The sequence below is a fragment of the Flavobacterium sp. genome, from assembly GCF_036405015.1.
Taxonomy (GTDB): Bacteria; Bacteroidota; Bacteroidia; order Flavobacteriales; family Flavobacteriaceae; genus Flavobacterium.
In genome coordinates, this window is record NZ_DASWYK010000256.1 from 1 (window position 1) to 2,229 (window position 2,229).

The window sequence follows — 2,229 nt, forward strand, 5'->3', positions numbered from 1 at the left end:
AGAAAAGTGAAACTGCAGAAGAAGCCATCAAAAAAGATCTACAGCCCTGGATCGTTATTGAAATTATAATGATGAGTTTATTAGTCGTATTTTATTTTTTTAGAAAAAGATAATAAACTGAATTCGGCTAGCATTTCTTCTCTAGTCTGTTTTGTTGCAAAACCTGATTATTCCGTTTTTTAATTTCGATTTGACAATTTGTTGAAGTTACTGCTTCAAGACCCTAATATATTTTTTCATTATATTTGGGCTAACCTTTGGCTTAATTGTTGAAATCAACAAAGCAAAAAATAAACCCAAATCTTAAAAATGAAAAAAAATCTAATAACTCTTTTATTTGCATTTACCATTATCAGTATGTTTGGGCAGGTGCCAGCTACCTCAAAAACTGGTAAAGCCAATACTTCTAATTCCAGTTTAACACCTGCTGAGATTGTTACCAATAAAGCTATACGTCCAATAAAAAAGATTCCATTAGACGATACTTCGATTCTAATTTACGATTACGACGGTTCTCTTTTCTCCTTTGATTTAGAAACAGAATCCATTAATTGGACTGTAAAAGCAACAGATGCTTATACCGAAATGTGTGCTAATAAAGTAACGCTTAACAATGGTGTTCTTTATGTTCCGTTTATTAATGGTGAAATTTTCGCCATAGACAATCAAAGCGGAGACATTTTTTGGAAATCAAGATTGGGAAACATTACGGATCAAATTGTTCTTAAAGATCAAACGCCAATTGTAAATGACGGAAAATTATTTATCACGGCTCAAAATCAAAACCAAGGCAGCAATCTTTACGCTCTTGATACAAAAGACGGCAGTTTAGCATGGAACTATAAATTGGATTCGGCACAGAATGACATACAGCCACTTTTCTTAAACGGAAAAGTTTTTCTTCCAAGCGCAACCAACCTTTATAGTTTTGATGCAAAAACAGGAAAAGTACTGAGCCAAAAAACTTTTGAGGAAAACATAACCGGAAAACCGATAACAGATGGTGAAAATATATTTGTCGCAAATGAAAAAAATAGTCTTTACGCCTTAAGTCCCGACAAACTAGATATTTTATGGCAATTTAAATTTGATGAAAACCAAAATAATGTCAAGGAACGCATTTTATACAAAGACAAAAAAATCTTCATTGGTGCGCAAGGTTCGCCAGTTAGTTCTGTATATGCTATAGATTCCAAAGCGGGAACACAGCTATGGAAAGTAGATTTTAAAGACGATAATGTCGAATATATCACTGAAGAAGTTAATAATATTTGGGGTTATACTAAAAAGAAAAAACTTTTTCAACTAGACTTTAATGGCGAAACTGTATTCGAAACAAAATTAACAACGCTTCCTGTTTCAAACATTGAATTCCCAGCCGATGATAACTTACTTTATTATTATTGCGATGCAGGCTTAATTCAGTTTGATTTAACCGAAAAAGACGAAAACGTATATTATATGCGAACCACTCTTGGAGATAATGTTTATACTTCATATCTGAAAATAATTCGATAATAAAAAGAGCCACTTACGTAAGTGGCTCTTTTCATAAAGTAACAATTCTTATTTCGCTTTTTTCTTCGAGATTTCCAGATGACTTTCAGTTCTAATTTTGTATCGATGCTGCATTCCCCATTTTGTCATCGCTTCTACAACTTCTTTTAGTGTTTGACTATATGGCAATAATTCATATTCAATACTTACAGGATATCCTACTGCAACTTTCTTTATAATAAAACCATTAATTTCCAATTCTTTCAATTCATTTGAAAGTACACGGGCAGAAATACCATTTACTTTTCTTTGAATTTCTGTAAACCGTTTATTCCCTCTAGCCATAGCAATAATTATCATCAATTTCCACTTGCCTCCAATTGCATAAAGAGCATCAGATACGGCCATTAAAACAGCATTACATTCGTCAGTAAACTCCTTATTATCAACCTCTTCTTTTATTGTCTTTTTCATAGATTCATTTTTATAAGCTACTAACCTTTAAGTAACTAGTAATAAAAAGTAAGCTAATATAAGATAATTTTGTTCTAATAAATTTAAAAATATAAAAATCATGACATTAGAAACTTTAAAAATCAAAGAAGAATTAAGAACGCTTATAGATGATTACGCCACTTTAGGAGACGAGAAAAAAATTGCTCAGGTAATGGATTTATTTACTCCAGATGTGAAATACAACGTTTATATGAACAACTCCTTAATATCAACCGT

Annotated in this window: 2 protein-coding genes; one reads left to right on the forward strand and one right to left on the reverse strand. The window is 31.7% G+C overall.

Annotated elements, in window-relative coordinates; translation table 11 throughout:
- Positions 1-309 precede the first annotated feature (309 nt).
- A complete protein-coding gene (locus VGE71_RS22415) occupies positions 310-1,518 on the forward strand; it encodes a PQQ-binding-like beta-propeller repeat protein (protein WP_331140315.1) in 1,209 nt (402 codons plus the stop codon).
- A gap of 48 nt (positions 1,519-1,566) precedes the next feature.
- Here the strand turns inward: VGE71_RS22415 and VGE71_RS22420 are convergent, their stop codons facing one another.
- Positions 1,567-1,971 (reverse strand): helix-turn-helix domain-containing protein, encoded by a 405-nt coding sequence (locus VGE71_RS22420; RefSeq protein ID WP_331140316.1) that lies wholly within the window; start codon positions 1,969-1,971, stop codon positions 1,567-1,569.
- Between the last annotated feature and the right edge of the window lie 258 nt (positions 1,972-2,229).

Coding starts and splice junctions, on each gene's coding strand:
- VGE71_RS22415 (WP_331140315.1), top strand. CDS start 310: ATGAAAAAAAATCTAATAACTCTTTTATTTGCATTTACCATTATCAGT.
- VGE71_RS22420 (WP_331140316.1), bottom strand. CDS start 1,971: ATGAAAAAGACAATAAAAGAAGAGGTTGATAATAAGGAGTTTACTGAC.